The organism is Phytohabitans kaempferiae (genome assembly GCF_042433955.1).
Taxonomy (GTDB): domain Bacteria; phylum Actinomycetota; class Actinomycetes; order Mycobacteriales; family Micromonosporaceae; genus Phytohabitans; species Phytohabitans kaempferiae.
Window position 1 is genome coordinate 73,970 of record NZ_JBHLUH010000021.1, and the last position, 17,622, is coordinate 91,591.

Sequence of the window (17,622 nt, forward strand, 5' to 3'; positions counted from 1 at the left end):
ACAAGAGCGTCCCGCATGCTGCTCCGCCGGCGGCATGCGGGACGCTGACTGCAGAGAGGCAAAGCGGTGCGCGAGGAAGAAATCGCGGCCGGACTCGCGGCGGTACAGGACCGCATCGGTGCGGCGTGCGCGGCGGCGGGTCGGGATCCGGCCGAGGTGACGCTGGTGGTGGTCACGAAGACCTATCCGGCAAGCGATGTTCAGGTGCTCGCCAAGCTCGGCGTCACCGATGTGGGGGAGAACCGCGACCAGGAAGCGGCTCCCAAGGCGGTCGCCGTGGAGGCGACCGGGGCGCAGGTGCGGTGGCACTTCGTGGGGCAGCTCCAGCGCAACAAGTGCCGATCGGTTGTGGAGTACGCCGACGTGGTGCACTCCGTCGACAGCGTGCGGCTGGCCCGGGCGCTCGGCGGGGCGGCGGACCGGCACCGGGAGCGGCCGCTGGACGTGCTCGTACAGGTGAGCCTCGACCGCGACCCGTCCCGTGGCGGCGCGGTGGTCGGCTCGACAGTGGAGCCGGACCGCGACTTCGACCGGGTGGCGGTGACGGTGGCCGAGGCGGCCTCGCTGCGGCTGTCCGGGATCATGGGGGTCGCGCCGATGAGCTGGCCGCCGGAGGCGGCGTTCGAGCGGCTGGCCGAGGTGGCCGTCCGGCTGAGGGCCGCGTACCCCAACGCGGTCGCCGTCTCGGCGGGCATGAGCGCCGATCTGGAACAGGCAATCGCGCACGGCGCGACACACGTGAGGATCGGCAGCGCGGTGCTCGGAACCCGTCCCAAGCTGCGGTAGCCTGGCGGCCGGGCACCGAACTACACCAGTGTTATTCGTGGTTCCTCAGTGGGGCCTCAGGCCGGTGTGCGGGAACGCGACGTGGCACGCCAGGGGGCGCGTGCCGCCCGGCGGAGGGAGGTGGGCGCGTGAGCGCTCTGCGCAAGGCGGGGGTCTGGCTCGGTCTCGTCGAGGAAGAGGACGACGACCGCTCCTACGACGACGGCTACGAGAGCAAGAGCCGGTACCGCGAGAGCGGCTACCGCGACCGAGACCGGGATCGCGACCGCGACCGAGACCCGCGGGACGGCTGGGAGAGCCGCACGAGCCGGTACGCGGAGGAGTTCGCCGACGAGGACGAGGAGCTCGACGAGCCGGTGGCGCCGCGTACGCGGTCCCGGCTGGGCGAGCGCGTCCCGCTGGAGCGTTCGTCCTCCCGCGGGGAGCTGTCCTCGCGGGAGCCGTCCGGCCGGGGAGACCTGGAGCGGATCGACGGCGAGCGGGCCAGCGTGCGCTCGATCACCCGACCGAGCGCACCGGAGCCGGTCGCGTATCCGACTCGGGAGAACCTCGCGCTCGCGCCACAGGTCCAGCTGCGCGAGCGGGCGGTGGTGGCCGACGAGGACCAGCGCTACCAGATCACCACGCTCCACCCGACCACGTACCGCGAGGCGCGGACCATCGGCGAGCACTTCCGCGACGGTGTCCCTGTGATCATTAACCTCACCGAGATGGATGAGGCGGACGCCCGCCGACTGGTCGATTTCGCCGCCGGTTTGGCGTTCGGGCTGCGCGGTACGATCGAGCGCGTGACCAATCGGGTGTTCCTGCTCTCACCGGCCAACGTCCAGGTCACCGCGGAGGACAAGGCCAAGATCGCCGAGGGCGGGTTTTTCAACCTGAGCTAAATTACCCGACCGAGGGACCCTGCCTGCCGTGCTGTCGATCACCCTGCAAGTCGTGTACCTGGTGCTTTACGGCTTTTTCTTGACCCTACTTGCCCGGTTTGTCCTGGGTGCGGTCCTTCAGTACGGTCGCCGCTGGCAGCCCAGCCGGGGCGCCGCGGCGGCACTGGAGTCCGTGTGGACCGTCACCGATCCACCCCTGCGGGCGTTGAGGCGTGTGATCCCACCACTGCGAATTGGTACTGTCAGCTTCGACCTAGCCTCCCTTGTGTTGCTGGTTATTCTGTTCGTGCTGATGTACGTGGTAGGGCGGTTGATCACCAGCTGAACAGCTGGTGACCAGCCGCTACGCGGCCTCAACTGACCCGAGGAGTTTCGATGCCGCTCACCCCGGCCGACGTTCACAACGTCGCCTTCAAGAAGCCTCCGATCGGCAAGCGGGGGTACGACGAGGAGGAGGTCGACGCCTTCCTTGACGAGGTTGAGCGCGAACTCGCTCGTCTGATCGAAGAGAACAACGAGCTTCGTGCCCAGGTCGAGCGTGGGGGCGGCGGGCGGGGTGGCGCGCCAGCCGGCCCGGGTGCCGACCCGAGGCTTGCCGCCGAGCTCAACGACATGAAGGCCCAGCTTGACCGCGTCCAGCGGGACAAGGCGGCCGCCGAGCAGGCGGCCCGGGCCATGCAGGCCGAGCTCGAGCAGGTGCGCTCACAGGGCGGCCCGGTCGTGGGGGGCGACGGAGAGCAGCAGGCCCTCCGGGTCCTGATGATGGCCCAGCGCACGGCCGACGACCACGTCGCCGACGCCCGGCGCGAGTCCGACAAGCTGCTGTCCGACGCCCGGTCCAAGGCGGAGGAGGTCACCCGCGAGGCGCGGGCCAAGGCCGACGCCCTGGAGCGCGACGCACGCCAGCGGCACCAGGAGGCGATGGGCGGGCTCGACGCCAAGCGCACCGCCCTCCAGAAGCACATCGAGGAGCTCAAGCAGTTCGAGCGCGAGTACCGCACCCGGCTCAAGGCCTACCTGGAGAGCCAGCTGCGCGACCTCGACGGTCGGGGGCAGGGCCTCGAGGCGGAGATGAACCGGGCCGACAGCAACCGGGTCCAGAGCGGCAGCGGTGGCTTGGCGACCGCGGGTCTGGCCGGGTCGTACGGCGGGGGCCGTTCGGGCGCGCTCGAATCCGGCCGCTAAACCGAAAGTCCAAACGAGAAAAGCCGTTTATGCGGCGGGGGTGAGCCGTGATCGTCGGAAGTCTGCTGCTCATCCTCGTCGCCGTCACGCTGCTCGTGCTCGGCCTGGCCTACGGGTCGAGCGCGCTGCTGATCAGCTCCATCGCGGCGAGCCTGGTGGCCGCCGTCGCATTGGTCGTCGGCGCCCGACAGGCAGCCGCCGCCCGTGCGGACGCCGGCTTCGCCGACGACGACGAGCGGGAGCGTGCCGGCGACGAGGCCGAGGAGGGCGAGTGGGAGCGCCGGGCGCTGACCGCGGCCCGCGCCTCCGAGCCTCTCGCCCGCCGCGCCGGCCCGGTCTACGCCGCCGCCGGACGGCAGTCCGACAGCACCATGCTCTTCGAGTCGCCGGTCGCGGTGGCCGAGCCGGAGTTCACCCCGCAAAACCGCTCCGCCGCGCTCCACGTTTCCGCGGGGGCCCCGGAGGTCGAATACCCGAGCCGCCCGGCGCTCGACTACCCGCCGGCCGACCTCGCCAGCACCGACGAGACCACGGCCGACATCCTCGACGACGAAGACCCGCCGGACGAGCCGGCCGCGCAGTACATCTCGCCGGCCGACGCCGCCCGGGTCGCCCGGATGACGGCCGAGGTGCTCGTGATCGACGGCCGCCCGCGCTACCACCTCTCCGGCTGCGTGCACCTGCTCGGCCGGGAGAAGGAGCCGATCCCGGTGGGCGAGGCGGTCGAGCTGGGCTTCAGCCCGTGCAGCCGCTGCGAGCCCGACAGCGCGCTGCTCGCCGACGCCCGCCGCGTCTAGACCTGCCCGACTATCCTGCGGTGACCCTCCTCCCGGCACAATGAGGCATGGTCACGTCCGCCTCGCTCTCGGTGCCCGTCCGGGTCAAGCCGGGCGCGGCGCGGGCTCGGGTCGGCGGGCGGCACGACGGGCCGTACGGTCCGGCGCTCGTCGTCGCGGTGCACGCGCCACCGGTCGACGGGCGGGCCACCGAGGCGGCGCGGCGCGCACTGGCTGACGCGCTGGGGGTGCGCCCGGCGCAGGTCACGCTCCGCTCCGGCGCCGCCAGCCGAGACAAGCTCTTCGAGGTCAGCGACGCGGCGCATCTGGCCGACCGCCTCGCCGCGCTGCGCGAGACGTCCTAGTGGCCGACCGGCTGGACATCGTCCTGCTCGTGGGGGCGGTCGTCGTGCTCGTCGCCGTCGGTGCCGTGCGCCTCTCCACCCGCCTGGGCCTGCCGAGCCTCCTGGTCTACCTGGCGATCGGCGTCGCGCTCGGCGAGTCGGGCCTGGGCATCGACTTCGAGAACGCCGAGCTCACGCGCGTGCTCGGCTTCTGCGCGCTGATCGTGATCATCGCCGAGGGCGGGCTCACCGCGCGGTGGGGCATGCTCCGGCCGGTGCTCGGCGTGTCGGCCACGCTCGCGACCCTCGGCGTGCTCGCCAGCTCGGCGGTCGTCGGCCTCGCCGTGTACCTGGTGCTCGACCTCGACTGGCGGCTGGCGCTCCTCTACGGTGCGGTGCTCTCCTCCACCGACGCGGCGGCGGTCTTCGCCACGCTCCGCCGGCTGCGGCTGCCGCCCCGGCTCGTGGCCACGCTCGAGGCCGAGTCCGGCATGAACGACGCCCCGGCCGTACTCCTCGTCATCCTGCTCTCCGCCCGGACGCTCGACGGTGCCCACCCCTGGTGGTACGAGGCGCTCGTCGTCATCTACGAACTCGCGGCCGGCGCGGCGATCGGCTACCTGGTCGGTGTGGGCGGGCGGTGGGCGCTGCGGCGGGCCGCGCTGCCGTCGGCCGGGCTCTACCCGATCGCCGCGGTGGGGCTGACCGTGCTCGCGTACGCTGCCGGCGCGGTCGCGCACGCCTCCGGCTTCCTCGCCGTGTACGTGGCCGGCGTGGTGCTCGGCAACGCACGGCTCCCGCACCGCCAGGCCATCCTCGGCTTCGCCGACGGGCTGGCGTGGCTGGCCCAGATCGGCCTCTTCGTGCTGCTCGGGCTGCTCGCCTCGCCGGCGCGGCTGGGCGACGCGCTGCTACCGGCGATCGTGACCGGGCTCGCGCTGGTGCTGCTCGCCCGGCCGCTGGCGGTGGTGCTCTCCGCGACGCCGTTCCGGGTCGGCATGCGCGACCAGGCGTTCCTCTCGTGGGCGGGGCTGCGCGGGGCGGTGCCGATCGTGTTCGCCACCGTGCCGCTCTCGGCCGGGCTCGCGGGCGCGACGCAGCTCTTCGACGTGGTGTTCGTGCTGGTGGTCATCTTCACGCTGGTGCAGGGCGCCACGCTCGCGCCGGTCGCCCGCCTGCTCCGGGTCAACGCGCCGGCCGAGGCCACCGAGATCCGCGTGGACAGCGCGCCGCTCGAGCACATGCGGGCCGACCTGTTGCAGCTCGAGATACCGGAGGGGTCGCGGCTGGCCGGCGTACACGTGGACGAGTTGCGCCTGCCGGTCGGCGCGGCGGTCACGCTCGTGCTGCGCGACGGCGTGGGCTTCGTACCCGACCCCGGTACCCGCCTCAAGGTGGGGGACAACATGCTCATCGTCGCCACCACCGAGGCACGCGACGCGGCAGAGCGGAGGCTGCGCGCGGTGAGCCGCCGGGGCAGGTTGGCGAGGTGGTTCTCCGAGTATGGCGACGACCGGGACAAATGATCGACTAGAGTGTCTTTTGCCCGGTTTGTGGGTTTAGCGGCCTCTGAATTGGGTACGAGCGGTGCGGCATGTTGTCGGACGTCTTCACGTTCCGTATTCTTGCCAGCCACCGGAGTGCGCGGCGATCCCGTCGCGCGCCCGTTTTGCAAGTGGGGGACGCGATGGCCGAGCGGGCGAATGCCGCGCGCAAGGCGGCATCGAAGGGCGGTGCGGGCACACGCACCGGGGGCACTCGGGCCGCGGCGCAGCGCACCGCGAGTGTGTCCGCGACCAAGGCCAAGGCGGCCTCCGGACCGGCCCGGAGCGGGTCCGGGAGCGCGGCGAAGAAGGCGGCGACCGGGGCCCGCAAGGCATCGCCGGGCCCGGTGCGGGCCGGCACCTCCACGAGCAAGAAGGCCGCGAAGAAGGCAGCCGGGGCCAAGGCGCCCGCGAAGGCCGCGCCCGCGAAGGCCGCGCCCGCGAAGGCCGCACCTGCGAAGACGAGGTCCGCGAAGGCCGAGCCTGCGAAGGCGGCGGTCGCGAAGGCTGCACCTGCGAAGGCGGCGTCCGCGAAGGCGGCGTCCGCGAAGGCGGCGTCCGCGAAGGCGACGTCGGCGAAGGGCGTGCCTGCCAAGGCGGCGCCCGCGAGGTCGGCGACCGGAAAAGCCGCGCCGGGGAAAGGCGCGACCGCGAAGGCCGTTGGCGTGAAGAAAGAGGCCAAGGGCGCGCAAGGTGTCAAGACGACAGAAGGCGCCAGCACCACCAAAGCCACCAAAGGTAAGAAGGCGACCCCCGCCACCGCCGCGACCGGACCGACCACGGTGACCGGCGCGGGCGCACCACCACAGACACCGGCGCCGGACGTGGCGCCGGTGGAGGCCGTGGCTCCGGCCCACCAGGCCGGCAGCGCTGCGAACACCACCACACCGACCGCGGCCACCCAGGCCCCGCCTATCGCCGCGGACACCGCGGCCAAGGGAGCGACGATGGCGAAGCCAGCTGACACCAAGACCGCCACCAGCCGCAAGCCGGCGAAGGGGACCCGCAGCGCGGCGGAGACAGAGAAGATCAGGGCCGCCCTGGCTGGGCGCCGGGACGAGTTGCAGTCGGAGTACGATCAGACGCTGAGCGAGATCACCGAGCTTCAGCGCGAGCGGCTGACCGACTCGGCCGGCGACGACCAGGCCGACACGGGCACGAAGACGTTCGAGCGGGAGCAGGAGATCTCTCTGGCGAACGGCATCCTCGACCGGATCAGTCAGGTGGAGCGGGCGCTGGAGCGGCTCGACGAGGGCAACTACGGCTGGTGCGAGCGGTGCGGCAACCCGATCCCGGTGGAGCGGCTCGCCGCGTTCCCCTCGGCGACGCTGTGCGTGACATGCAAGCAGTTGGAGGAGCGCCGGTGAGCGCGAGGAGTGAGCTTCGACGGCCTGTGGTCGTCGGCGCACGCTGCGGTCGCGAGCCCCGCAGTCGCGAACGAAGGTAGGCTCGGTGAGCGCGAGGAGTGAGCTTCGACGGCCTGTGGTCGTCGGTGCACGCTGTGGTCGCGAGCCCCGCAGTCGCGAACGAAGGTAGGCTCGGTGAGCGCGAGGAGTGAGCTTCGACGGCCTGTGGTCGTCGGCGCACGCTGTGGTCGCGAGCCCCGCAGTCGCGAACGAAGGTAGGCTCGGTGAGCGCGAGGAGTGAGCTTCGACGGCCTGTGGTCGTCGGTGCACGCTGTGGTCGCGAGCCCCGCAGTCGCGAACGAAGGTAGGCTCGGTGAGCGTACGGAGTGCGCGCCGACGGTCCACGGCCGTCGGCGCGCGTCCGTCCGCTGGCTCCGCGGTCGCGAACGAAAGGTGTCACAGCTGAGCACGGAGACGGAAGAAGCGGTTGGCGAGCGCCGGCCACTGCCGGCCAGGCGGCTGGCGGTGTGGCTCCTGGTCGCCACCGCCGCCGTCGTGGTGCTCATCGACCAGGTCACCAAGCAGCTCGCACTCTCCTATGTGGATGATGACGAGTCGGTGCGCCTGCTCGGCGGCGCCGTCTACCTCAGCCTGACCCGCAACAGCGGGGCGGCCTGGAGCCTGGGCCGCGACTACACGTTCATCTTCCCGCTGATCACCTGCGGCGTCGTCGTGTGGATCGTGTGGATGGCGCTGCGGCTGCGTTCCGTGCCGTGGGGGCTGGCGCTCGGGCTGGTGCTCGGCGGCGCGCTCGGCAACGCCACCGACCGGATCTTCCGGGCGCCCGGCCCGTTCATGGGGCACGTGGTCGACATGGTGAGCGTCTTCGGCCCCAACGGGCAGTACTTTCCGATCTTCAACGCGGCTGACTCATCGCTCACCTGTGGGGTGATCCTGGCGATCGCACTGGAGTTCACCGGACGCCAGCGCGACGGCACCCGCATCCGCGCGAAGGAGCGCAAGGAGACCACGTGACCACCCGTTCCGTCCCCGTGCCGGACGGGCTCGACGGCCTGCGCCTCGACCAGGCCGTCTCGCGCCTGTTCGGACTCTCCCGCAGCGCCGCCGCCGCCCTCGTGGAGGCGGGTGACGCGCTGGTCGACGGCGTACCGCGCCCCAAGGCCGACAAGGTGACCGCCGGCTCCTGGCTGGAGGTCACGCTGCCCGCGCCGCCGTCGCCGGTGGAGGTCGTGCCCCAGGCCGTACCCGGATTGCGGGTCATCTACGCGGACGACGACATCGTCGTGGTGGACAAGCCGGTCGGCGTGGCCGCGCACCCGAGTCCAGGGTGGACCGGCCCGACGGTGATCGGTGGTCTCGCGGCGGTCGGCCACCGCATCTCCACCAGCGGCGCGGCCGAGCGGCAGGGCGTCGTGCACCGCCTCGACGTCGGTACGACCGGGGTGATGGCGGTGGCGAAGAGCGAGCACGCGTACACGGTGCTGAAGCGCGCATTCAAGGAGCGCGAGGTGGAGAAGCGCTACCACGCGGTGGTGCAGGGGCACCTCGACCCGCTGCGCGGCACGATCGACGCGCCGATCGACCGCCACCCCACACACGACTACAGGTGGGCGGTGGTGTCGGGCGGCAAACCGAGCATCACGCACTATGACACATTGGAGGCATTTCCCACCGCCAGCCTCGCCGACGTACGACTGGAAACCGGCCGTACGCACCAGATCCGGGTCCACTTCTCGGCCATGCGGCACCCGTGCGTAGGTGACCTGACGTACGGTGCGGACCCGACACTCGCTGCCCGTTTAGGGCTGTCCAGACAGTGGTTGCACGCCCGTGCGCTCAGCTTCCTGCACCCCCGTACGGGGGAAGAAGTTCGCTTCGTCAGCGACTACCCTGATGACCTGGCGCACGCGTTGTACACGCTCCGTGACGCCGCCTGACCGGCCCGGTCGAGGCACTACGTCGAGGGTCACCACAGAGGGAGAGCTACACCGTGCGCACTGGCGACCTGCTGCGCCGGTTGGACAGCCGGTTGTTGCCGCCCCTGGCACGGGCCATGTCGCGGCTGGCACAGGGGCGCCTCCGGATGCGGGTGCTGTCGGGCGCGGCTCTCCTCTCGGCGACGGCGGTGTTGCTGACCGCGGTGTGGGCCGCCGACCGGCGGGTGCCGGCCGGTGACCCCACGGTCGGCGAGGTGGTGCGGGTCGGCGTGATCGACGGGCAGTCCATCCCCGGGTACGTCGCGTCCAGCCGCCAGGAGCTGGCCCAGATGCTCGCCACCCCACCGTCCACCGGAGACACCTACGCGCTGGTGACGCTCACCGGCTACCTGGCGCCCGACCGGCTCACCGCGGTACTGCGGGGCGTCTCGGTCGCCCAGGTCCTCGGGCGGGTCCCGCTGCCCGAGACGCAGACGCAGATCGTGCACATCCCGGCGGCGCGCATCCCCGGCGACGTGGTGGCCGGCATGGCGGAGGTGGCCGAGCGGAAAGAGGCCGAGGCCGCGGAGTACCGGACGCTGAGCAACACCCTCACCGGCGACAGCGACCGGGAGCGGCAGCTGCGCCAGGTCTACGACAGCGGTGCCGAGGTCGCCACGGCGGAGGCGACTGCCTACCGATCGTCATGCTCGTGCGTCTACGCCGCGGTGATTCGCGCCACACCATCCGCCCTGGAGCAGCTCTCCGCGCGGGCCGAGGTGCGCGCCGTCGACCCCGCCCCCGAGGTGCGCCGCCTCGACCGGGCCGTGTTCCTGCCGCCGCTGCCCGAGCAGGACGACATCGTGCGCCCGCCGGCCGACACCGCCCTCCCGTCGCCCGCACCGTCCGCCGCGCCGACGAAGACCGTCGAGCCCACCCCGACCAGCGCCACCGTGGCCCCCACGCCGGTCGTGACCAGCGAAGCGCCGCCCTCCCCGGCGCCGACCACCCCCTCGCCGGCCCCGACCTCGCCGCCCGTGTCGCTGCCGCCCACCGAGCCAGCGAGTTCGCCCTCGGCGGCTCAGTGACGCGGCGTGCCGCGACGGTCACCGCTCGCGGCAGCATCCGGGATCACCACCACGCGTTGAACCGTTGGCCGGTGAGGTTCGTGTCCACAGCGGAGTGGCCGGCGAAGGGAGCTCGGTGACGCACCGTGTGTGCTTCGGTCGTTGGACCGATGGTGTGGTCTGAATAAGGATTTGTTCGTAGCCTGTCAGGGCGGGACCGATATGGCGCTGGGAGGGGCGAGCCGTGGAGGGCACCGAGACCGGCTGGGGCCGGCCTGCGGAACCAGCGCCGCGTTGGCGGGCGCTGCTCGACCGTGCTCGTGGCGGCCGCACCGGTGAGCAGCCTGAGGTGGGCCTCGACCCGAGAGGGCGGCGGGCCCCGAGCCCGCTCGACGGCCGCGACGACGGCCCGGCGTTCGACCTGCCACCGCCACGACCGCTCGACGGCGGCTTCGACGACCGGTGGGACGACGTCCGTGAGGAGCGCGGTGGCTACGACGGCGGTCGCGGCTACGACGGGCCGCCGCCACGCCCGCGCGGGGCGAACGGCGCGGCAAACGGCGCCAACGGGCGTTCGCGCGCCAGCGGCGGCTACGCGCCGCCCGGGGCGTACGGGAGCCCGGTCGACTACTCCACCGACGACGGCTATCCGTCCACCGACGACGGCTATCCGCCCGACGCGCGCTACGGCGACCAGGGCTACGGCGATTCGCGCTACCCCGACCAGCGATACGGCGACGGCCGCCGCGGCGAGCCGCGCTACCCCGACTCCGGCTACCCGACCCAGGACACGCGGATGACCGGCGACCCGCGGATGGCGGCGCGCCCCGGCCCGGCCGTCGTGCGCGACCCGGTCCCGCCGCGCGAGCCAGCTCCCCGCGAGCCGGCCACGCGGGGCGAGGCGGCGGCGCGCGGCGGATACAGCCGGTGGGCCGAGCTGGAGGAGGGCGGCTGGCAGCCGCCGGCGCCACCCCGACCCGCGGCTCCGCCGCCGCAGCAGCAGGACAACGGATACGCGCCGCAGGTGGAGTTCCGGCAGACCCGCCCCGACGCGGAGGTGGAACGGGCGGTCAGCGTGCTCCGGCGCGACCTGGGCATGCCCAAGGTGCTCGCGTTCGCCAACCCCAAGGGCGGCGTGCACAAGACCACCGCGACCGTGCTGGCCGCGGCGACGGTCGGCAGCGTGCGCGGCCGAGGCGTGCTGGCCTGGGACGACAACGAGCTGCGCGGCACGCTCGGCCTGCGGGCCGGCAGCGCGCGGCACGCCCGCACGATCCGGCACCTGATCGCCGATCTGGCCGACGTCGAGGCGCACCACGGGCTCGAACTCAAGGAGGAGCTCGACGACTACCTGCGGCACGCCTCCGACGGGTCGTACGACGTGCTGGCCGGCGAGGAGAGCCCGCGGTTCGCCCAGCGCCTCGACCAGTACACGGTGCGTCGGGTCCTCGAGCTGCTGCGCCGCACCCACGACGTGATCTGCGTCGACACCGGCAACAACGTGGAGAGCGCCAACTGGCAGACCGTGCTCCAGGCGGCCGACCAGCTCGTGATCACGACGGTGCCGCGCGAGGACGCCGCGTTCACCGCCGACTGGATGCTCGACCTGCTCGACGAGGTGGGCATGGGCGAGCTGGCGGCCAACGCGGTGACGCTGCTGTCCTGCCCGACGCCGGGGCACTCGCCGCTGCTCGACGACCTGGCCCGGCACTTCGCGACGCGTACCCGGGCGGTGGCCGTGGTGCCGTACGACCCGGCGCTCGAGACCGGCTCCTCGATCGAGTACAACCAGTTGCAGCCGGAGACCCGCGCGGCATGGCTCAAGGCCGCCTCTGTGATGTTGGAGCCTTTCGTGCGCTGAGCCGGTGCGCCATCTTCGGCGTGTCGGACCTGCGGGCTAGGCTCAGCCTCACCGCTGACCGCTAGTGCGAACGAGGGGGGCCGTAGGGTGTCTGACGACTCGTTCGTGCACCTGCACGTGCACACCGAGTATTCGATGCTCGACGGCGCTGCCCGCCTGAAAGACCTCTTCAGCGAGACCAAGCGGCTGGAGATGCCGGCGCTCGCGATGACCGACCATGGCAACCTCTTCGGGGCCTACGACTTCTTCAAGCAGGCCACTGGCGCCGGGGTCAAGCCGATCATCGGTTGCCTCGTCGCTGGCCAGGAGATCATCACCGCGGATGGGGTCAAGCAGGTCGAGGACGTGCGTGTGGGCGATCGTGTGCTCACGCACAAGGGTCGGTTCCGGCGCGTGACGGCGACCATGCGCCGGCCGTACGAGGGGAAGGCATACCGCATCGCCCTGGCCGGGCGCTACGGGCGCACCTTGACCCTCACGGAGGAGCATCCGGTGCTCGTGCGCGACTCGGAGGGCATCGTCGACTGGCGCAAGCCAGGTGACATCGACGCCGGGCGCCCCTCGACGACCGCGAAGCTCGGGGCTCGCAGGTGGAATTCCTGGGTGTGCCTGCCGAAGCTCTCGGAGCAGAGCGGCACCGTCGAGATCCTGCCGCTGCTTCCCGAGGGTTTTCGCGAGGTCGGCGGCACAATCGTCCGCTCGTACCCTTCGCGTTTCCGCGCGGATGAGACGTGGCCGATGGTTCCGGCCGTCCTGGAGCTGGACGCCGACTTCGGATACCTGCTCGGTCTGTACGCGGCGGAGGGAAGCCTCCAGGTCCGCGAGGGCATGCTGACCGGTGGCATCACCTTCAGCCTGAACATCTCCGAGCGTCACCTGGCCGGCCGGGTCGCGACCATCCTCTCCCGCTACGGCACCCCGACTCAGGTGTACGAGCGGCCAGAGCGCGGCCTGCTGGAGGTCCGGTGCCGCAACGTGCCGTTGGCGCACGTGTGCGCGGCTCTCGTCGGCAAGGGAGCGCACCACAAGAGGGTTCCTGAGGAGATTCTCTGCGGCCCCCGCGAAGCGCGGGAGGGCTTCCTGGAAGGGCTGCTCGACGGCGACGGGCGAAACCCGTCGAGTCCTTCCAACCCGGCGGGCTTCCGCAATCTGAAGACTGCCTCCCGCTCGCTCGCCTGGGGAACGCGTGCTCTTCTCGCCGACCTCGGGCATTTCGTCACCGTCACCGAGGGCGCTGTCGGTGGTGGCCTCTCGCCGGACCAGGAGGACACGCCCCGGCGCTGGTACGTCGTCAGCTACGCACCGCGCCGTGCGTACGCGCGCACTCTCGAAGACGAGCGGTACGTCTACCGTCCCATCGCGGAGGTGGAGGCGTTCCATCTCCGGACGGAGGTCTTCAACTTCGAGGTCGAGGAAGACAACTCCTACGTCTCCGACTTCATCCTCCACAACTGCGAGATGTACCTGACGCCCAACAGCGACCGGCGGGATCGGACCCGTGTGCGGTGGGCCGACGGTGGGGAGAACGACGTCTCCGGCGGCGGCGCCTACACGCACATGACCATGCTCGCGGCCGACGCCGAAGGGCTGCAAAATCTCTTCCGCCTCGGCTCGTTCGCCAGCCTGGAGGGCTACTTCTACAAGCCGCGCGCCGACCGCGAGCTGCTCAACCGATACGCCAAGGGCCTCATCGCCACCACCGGCTGTCCCTCCGGCGAGATCCAGACCTGGCTGCGCATCGGCGACTTCGAGAAGGCGTGCGCGTCGGCGGCGGAGTTTCGCGACATCTTCGGCCCGGACAACTTCTACCTCGAGGTGATGGACCACGGGCTCGACATCGAGACCCGCATCCGCGCCGACCTGATCCGCCTCGGCAAGCGGCTCAACCTCAAGCCGGTGGCCACCAACGACCTGCACTACACGTTCGACCGCGACGCCGACGCGCACGAGGTGCTGCTCTGCGTGCAGTCCGGCTCGACGCTCGCCGACCCCAAGCGGTTCAAGTTCGACGCCCGCGACTTCTACCTCAAGTCGCCGGCCGAGATGCGCAAGCTGTGGGACTCCGAGGTGCCCGGCGCCTGCGACCACACGCTGGAGATCGCGGAGAAGGTCGGCGACTACTCGGCGCTGTTCGCCTCGCGCAACCTCATGCCGCAGTTCCCGGTGCCGGCGGGGGAGAGCGAGGAGTCGTTCCTGCGCAAGGAGGTCATGCGCGGGCTGGAGCGGCGCTTCCCGCAGGGCGTACCGGACGACCGGCGGGCCCAGGCGGAGTACGAGCTCGACGTCATCATCAAGATGGGCTTCCCGGGCTACTTCCTGGTGACCGCCGACCTCGTGGCGTACGCGAAGCGGGAGGGCATCCGGGTCGGTCCGGGGCGTGGCTCCGCGGCGGGCGCGCTGATCGCGTACGCGCTGGGCATCACCGAGCTCGACCCGATGCAGCACGGCCTGCTGTTCGAGCGGTTCCTCAACCCCGACCGCATCTCGATGCCCGACATCGACATGGACTTCGACGAGCGCCGGCGTGGCGACATGATCCGGTACGCGACGGAAAAGTACGGCGAGGAGCGGGTCGCTCAGATCATCACGTACGGCACGATCAAGGCGAAGGCTGCGATCAAAGACGCGGCCCGCGTGCTCGGCTACCCGTTCGCGATGGGCGACAAGATCACCAAGGCGATGCCCCCGGCCGTGATGGGCAAGGACATCCCGCTCGGCGGCATCTTCGACTCCAGCCATCCGCGCTACCCCGAGGCCGTCGAGTTCCGCCAGCTGTACGACAGCGACGGCGAGGTGCAGAAGATCGTCGACACCGCCAAAGGGCTCGAAGGGCTCAAGCGGCAGTGGGGCGTGCACGCGGCCGGCGTGATCCTCTCCCGCGACCCGCTGGTCGACGTGCTGCCGATCCACAAGCGCGAGCAGGACGGCGCGATCATCACGCAGTGGGACATGGGCGCCTGCGAGTCCATCGGCCTGCTGAAGATGGACTTCCTCGGCCTGCGCAACCTCACGATCCTCGACGACTGCCTGGACGCGATCCGCGACAACCGGGGCATCGACGTCGTGCTCGAAGATCTGCCGCTCGACGACAAGCCGACCTACGAGCTGCTCGCCCGGGGTGACACGCTCGGCGTCTTCCAGTTCGACGGCGGTCCGATGCGGGCGCTGCTGCGTTCGATGGTCCCTGACAACTTCGAGGACATCTCCGCGGTCGGCGCGCTCTACCGCCCCGGCCCGATGGGCGCCAACGCCCACAACGAGTACGCCGACCGCAAGAACAACCGCAAGCCGGTCGTGCCGATCCATCCCGAGCTGGCCGACGCGCTCGCGGACATCCTGGGCGACACCTACGGGCTGATCGTCTACCAGGAGCAGGTCATGGCGATCGCGCAGAAGGTGGCCGGCTACACGCTCGGCGCCGCCGACCTGCTGCGCCGGGCGATGGGCAAGAAGAAGAAGGAGATCCTCGACAAGGAGTTCCAGCCGTTCTCGGCCGGCATGAAGGCCAACGGCTACTCCGATGCGGCGATCAAGACGCTGTGGGACATCCTGGTCCCGTTCTCCGACTACGCGTTCAACAAGGCCCACTCCGCGGCGTACGGCGTGGTGTCGTACTGGACCGCCTACCTCAAGGCCAACTACCCCGCCGAGTACATGAGCGGTCTGCTCACCTCGGTCGGCGACGACAAGGACAAGTCGGCGGTCTACCTGGCCGAGTGCCGGCGGATGGGCATCAAGGTGCTGCCGCCGGACGTCAACGAGTCGATGGCCCGGTTCGCGGCCGTGGGACAGGACATCCGCTTCGGCCTCGCCGCGGTGCGCAACGTCGGCACCAACGTGGTCGAGGCGATCATGCGGTGCCGCAAGGAGAAGGGCGCCTACACCGACTTCTACGACTTCCTGCGCAAGGTCGACGCGGTCGCCTGCAACAAGAAGACGGTCGACGCGCTGATCAAGGCGGGCGCGTTCGACTCGATGGGGCACACGCGCAAGGGACTGCTCGCGGTGCACGCCGACGCGATCGACTCGTTCATGGACACCAAGCGCAACGAGGCGGTGGGCCAGTTCGACCTCTTCGGCGGCGGTGACGCCGGCGGCGCGCCGATCGAGGTGACGCCGCAGATCCCGACCGGCGAGTGGGACAAGGGCGACCTGCTCACGTTCGAGCGGGAGATGCTCGGCCTGTACGTCTCCGACCATCCGCTCTTCGGCGTCGAGCACGTGCTGCGCGACGCCGCCGACATGTCGATCTCCGCGCTCGCCGAGGAGGGCAATGTCTCGGATGGCGCGGTGATCACGCTCGCCGGCATCCTCTCCGGCGTGCAGCGGCGGATCACCAAGCAGGGGCGGGCCTGGGCCTCGGCCACGCTGGAAGACCTCGGTGGCGCGGTCGAGGTGCTGTTCTTCCCCAACACGTACGAGATCGTCGGCCAGTACATCGCCGAGGACGCCATCGTGGTGGTCAAGGGGCGGGTCGACCGGCGCGACGACCAGCCGAGGCTGATGGCGATGGACATGTCGCTGCCCGACATCACCGCCGCCGACGAGGTCAAGCCGGTCGTGCTGGCGCTGCCGCCGTCCCGGTGCACGCCGCCGCTGGTCGAGCGGTTGCGCGAGGTGCTGAGCAGCCATCCCGGCTCGGCCGAGGTGCACGTCAAGCTTGTCAACGGCTCGCGGGCCACCGTGCTGCGGCTCGGCCCGACCCGGGTCGCGCCGAGCACCGCGCTGATGGCCGACCTCAAGGCGCTCCTCGGCCCCGCCGCGGTCGCCGGCTGAGCCTGGCGATGGCAGGCCGCCGCTCCACCGGGGCAGGTCGCGTGGCGGTGGTGGACCTGTCGCGCCGGGCGCCCCGCGGGCCTGAGAAGATCGGGCGGTGAGCGCGACCATGGACGGCGGTGAGCCGGGCGCCCCGCGTCCGGGGGAGGCCGGCGCGGAGGCGCGGCGCAAGCTCTGGTCCCCGCTGGCTGCCGCGCTGGTCGTGGCGCTCGGCCTGACCATCCTCGGCGGGCCGCTCGGCTGGCTGTGGTCGGCGCTGGCGCCGGACGTACCGCTGATCAAGACGGAGGGCGGGGCGCGGCTGACCGACCCGCAGCCGGAGGAGTTCGTGGCGGCGGATGGCTGGTTCACGCTGCTCGGGCTGGGGTTCGGCATCGTCGCCGCGATCATGGTGTGGCTGCTGTTGCGCCGCCAGCGTGGCCCGCTCGTGCTGCTCGGCCTCACCGTGGGCACGGTGGGCGCGGCGGTGGTCGCATGGTGGCTGGGGAGCGTCGTCGGGCATGACGAGTTCGACAGGCTGGCCGCCAGCGCGCCGGTTGGCACGCCGCTCAGCCAGCCCGCCGAGTTGCGGGCCGGTGGCTTCGAGTGGCTGTGGGGCGTGATCCCCACGCTCCAGGGCGACCTGCTGCTCCCCGCGTTCGGGGCGGTGGTCACCTACACGCTGCTCGCCGGCTGGTCGCGCTACCCCTCGCTCGTCCCCGAGACGGAGCCCGAGCCGATGCTCGCGCCGGGTCCGCTGCTCGCCCTGGAGCCGGGCTCGCGGCCGCCGCTGGCGCTGGAGGCCGCGCCGGGCAGCGGTGCGGTGCCGCCGGCCGGCGCGTGGCAGCCGCCGCCGATACCGCCGGCTCCTGGGCCTGACTGGCGCCCGCAGCAGGTCAACGGCATGGGGATCGACGGCGGTCCGGCGAAGGACACCATGCCCGGCGCCGGCCCGTGGGCCTCGCCGCCACCGGGCCCGGACCGCTCCTGACGATTCTTTCGGGCTGCCGCGATGTCCGTCGCGGTCCATGCCGCTGCGCGGGGTCCCCGGGGAGACGTGGAGCGCAGCGGAGCGTCTTCTTGGGGTGCTTTCCCGCGGCCGCATCCTCCGCGGTCCACAAACCCCGGCCCGGC

15 protein-coding genes are annotated in these 17,622 nt (G+C 71.6%); 14 read left to right on the forward strand and 1 reads right to left on the reverse strand.

What is annotated here, in order from left to right; genetic code table 11:
- Positions 1–66 precede the first annotated feature (66 nt).
- The 7 genes from ACFFIA_RS14340 to ACFFIA_RS14370 all read left to right on the forward strand — a co-directional run bounded on the left by ACFFIA_RS14340 (position 67) and on the right by ACFFIA_RS14370 (position 5,504).
- Positions 67–786 carry a YggS family pyridoxal phosphate-dependent enzyme gene (locus ACFFIA_RS14340; protein WP_377250939.1) on the forward strand — a complete coding sequence of 240 codons (720 nt, stop codon included), beginning with the start codon at positions 67–69 and terminating at the stop codon, positions 784–786.
- A 128-nt stretch (positions 787–914) separates the two neighbouring features.
- Positions 915–1,673 (forward strand): cell division protein SepF, encoded by a 759-nt coding sequence (locus tag ACFFIA_RS14345; RefSeq protein ID WP_377250942.1) that lies wholly within the window; start codon positions 915–917, stop codon positions 1,671–1,673.
- A gap of 28 nt (positions 1,674–1,701) precedes the next feature.
- A complete protein-coding gene (locus ACFFIA_RS14350) occupies positions 1,702–1,998 on the forward strand; it encodes a YggT family protein (RefSeq protein WP_173033127.1) in 297 nt (98 codons plus the stop codon).
- Positions 1,999–2,048: 50 nt separating this feature from the next.
- On the forward strand, positions 2,049–2,858 hold the full coding sequence (locus ACFFIA_RS14355) for a DivIVA domain-containing protein (protein WP_377250945.1): 810 nt from the start codon (positions 2,049–2,051) through the stop codon (positions 2,856–2,858).
- Between the two features lie 47 nt (positions 2,859–2,905).
- Positions 2,906–3,655: a hypothetical protein gene (locus ACFFIA_RS14360; RefSeq protein WP_377250948.1), complete on the forward strand. Its 750-nt coding sequence runs from the start codon at positions 2,906–2,908 to the stop codon at positions 3,653–3,655.
- 47 nt (positions 3,656–3,702) lie between these two features.
- A complete protein-coding gene (locus tag ACFFIA_RS14365; protein ID WP_377250951.1) occupies positions 3,703–3,999 on the forward strand; it encodes a DUF167 domain-containing protein in 297 nt (98 codons plus the stop codon).
- Positions 3,999–5,504 (forward strand): potassium/proton antiporter, encoded by a 1,506-nt coding sequence (locus ACFFIA_RS14370; RefSeq protein ID WP_377250954.1) that lies wholly within the window; start codon positions 3,999–4,001, stop codon positions 5,502–5,504. The genes ACFFIA_RS14365 and ACFFIA_RS14370 overlap by 1 nt, the downstream gene beginning before the upstream one ends.
- Before the next feature lie 4 nt (positions 5,505–5,508).
- On the opposite strand, the gene ACFFIA_RS14375 is transcribed toward ACFFIA_RS14370, so the two are convergent.
- The gene (locus ACFFIA_RS14375) at positions 5,509–6,459 is read right to left on the reverse strand and encodes a hypothetical protein (RefSeq protein ID WP_377250957.1); all 951 of its coding nucleotides are present in this window, start codon (positions 6,457–6,459) and stop codon (positions 5,509–5,511) included.
- A 10-nt stretch (positions 6,460–6,469) separates the two neighbouring features.
- Here ACFFIA_RS14375 and ACFFIA_RS14380 point away from each other — a divergent pair, with 10 nt between their 5' ends.
- From ACFFIA_RS14380 to ACFFIA_RS14410, 7 genes are all read left to right on the forward strand, one after another.
- A complete protein-coding gene (locus ACFFIA_RS14380) occupies positions 6,470–6,889 on the forward strand; it encodes a TraR/DksA family transcriptional regulator (RefSeq protein ID WP_377250960.1) in 420 nt (139 codons plus the stop codon).
- 441 nt (positions 6,890–7,330) lie between these two features.
- The gene (gene lspA / locus ACFFIA_RS14385; protein ID WP_377251263.1) at positions 7,331–7,903 is read left to right on the forward strand and encodes a signal peptidase II; all 573 of its coding nucleotides are present in this window, start codon (positions 7,331–7,333) and stop codon (positions 7,901–7,903) included.
- Positions 7,900–8,826 carry an RluA family pseudouridine synthase gene (locus ACFFIA_RS14390; protein ID WP_377250963.1) on the forward strand — a complete coding sequence of 309 codons (927 nt, stop codon included), beginning with the start codon at positions 7,900–7,902 and terminating at the stop codon, positions 8,824–8,826. The genes lspA and ACFFIA_RS14390 overlap by 4 nt, the downstream gene beginning before the upstream one ends.
- A 53-nt stretch (positions 8,827–8,879) precedes the next feature.
- Entirely contained in the window at positions 8,880–9,893 is a 1,014-nt protein-coding gene (locus ACFFIA_RS14395; protein WP_377250965.1) for a hypothetical protein, read from the forward strand.
- Positions 9,894–10,116: 223 nt separating this feature from the next.
- A complete protein-coding gene (locus ACFFIA_RS14400) occupies positions 10,117–11,733 on the forward strand; it encodes a MinD/ParA family ATP-binding protein (RefSeq protein ID WP_377250968.1) in 1,617 nt (538 codons plus the stop codon).
- A gap of 135 nt (positions 11,734–11,868) precedes the next feature.
- Positions 11,869–16,509 carry a DNA polymerase III subunit alpha gene (dnaE, locus tag ACFFIA_RS14405; protein WP_377251265.1) on the forward strand — a complete coding sequence of 1,547 codons (4,641 nt, stop codon included), beginning with the start codon at positions 11,869–11,871 and terminating at the stop codon, positions 16,507–16,509.
- A gap of 97 nt (positions 16,510–16,606) precedes the next feature.
- Complete coding sequence (locus ACFFIA_RS14410) at positions 16,607–17,479, forward strand: DUF2567 domain-containing protein (protein ID WP_377250971.1); 873 nt, start codon at positions 16,607–16,609, stop codon at positions 17,477–17,479.
- The last annotated feature ends 143 nt before the right edge of the window (positions 17,480–17,622 follow it).